Source organism: Isoptericola sp. NPDC058082, assembly GCF_042885055.1.
GTDB lineage: Bacteria > Actinomycetota > Actinomycetes > Actinomycetales > Cellulomonadaceae > Isoptericola.
Map to the genome: position 1 here is coordinate 1 of NZ_JBHVSQ010000044.1, position 1,126 is coordinate 1,126.

1 protein-coding gene is annotated in these 1,126 nt (G+C 66.8%); it reads right to left on the minus strand.

Annotated elements, in window-relative coordinates:
* Positions 1 to 132 precede the first annotated feature (132 nt).
* The coding region (locus ACFVS0_RS21815) for a (Fe-S)-binding protein (protein WP_430589113.1) at positions 133 to 1,126 on the minus strand (994 nt) is incomplete at its 5' end.

Consider the following 1,126-nt stretch of genomic DNA (forward strand, 5'->3'; position numbering starts at 1 on the left):
GCTCTTCCCCGTCGATGGAGGGCACCCGGGAGCGTCGCCTGGCAGCGACGTGAAGCGGTGGGGGCCGAGGGGCCGGAAATGACAGGAGGGGCTGATGGGGAAGTCCCCATCAGCCCCTCCAGCGACCGGAAGCTACTTCACCGGCTCCGGCTCCGGCGCGCTCTCGGTCTCCGGCTCGCCTGCCGGGTCCGCCGGGGTCTTCACCGAGTCGAGCAGCAGCTGCGAGACGTCGACCACCTGGATCGACTCCTTCGCCTTGCCGTCGTTCTTCTTGCCGTTGACCGAGTCGGTCAGCATGACGAGGCAGAACGGGCAGGCGGTGGAGACGATGTCCGGGTTGAGGGAGAGGGCTTCGTCGACGCGCTCGTTGTTGATGCGCTTGCCGATCCGCTCCTCCATCCACATCCGGGCACCACCGGCGCCGCAGCAGAAGCCGCGCTCCTTGTGGCGGTGCATCTCCTCGTTGCGCAGGCCCGGAACGCTGGCGATGATCTCGCGCGGCGGCGTGTAGACCTTGTTGTGGCGGCCGAGGTAGCAGGGGTCGTGGTACGTGATCAGGCCCTCGACCGGGGTCACCGGGATCAGCTTGCCCTCGTCCACCAGGTGCTGGAGCAGCTGCGTGTGGTGGATGACCTCGTACTCGCCACCGAGCTGCGGGTACTCGTTCGCGATGGTGTTGAAGCAGTGCGGGCAGGTCGCGACGATCTTCTTGGACGACTTGGGCTTCTTCGTCGTCTCGTCCTCGTCGTCCTCGCCGAACGCCATGTTCAGCATCGCGACGTTCTCCTGGCCGAGCTGCTGGAACAGCGGCTCGTTGCCCAGGCGGCGGGCCGAGTCACCCGTGCACTTCTCGTCGCCACCCATGATCGCGAACTTCACGCCCGCGATGTGCAGCAGCTCGGCGAAGGCCTTGGTGGTCTTCTTGGCCCGGTCCTCCAGGGCGCCCGCGCAGCCGACCCAGTAGAGGTAGTCGATCTCCGACAGGTCCTCGACGTCCTTGCCGACGATCGGGACCTCGAAGTCGACCTCCTTGGTCCACTCGACGCGCTGCTTCTTGGCGAGCCCCCAGGGGTTGCCCTTCTTCTCCAGGTTCTTGAGCATCGTGCCCGCCTCGGACGGGAACGCG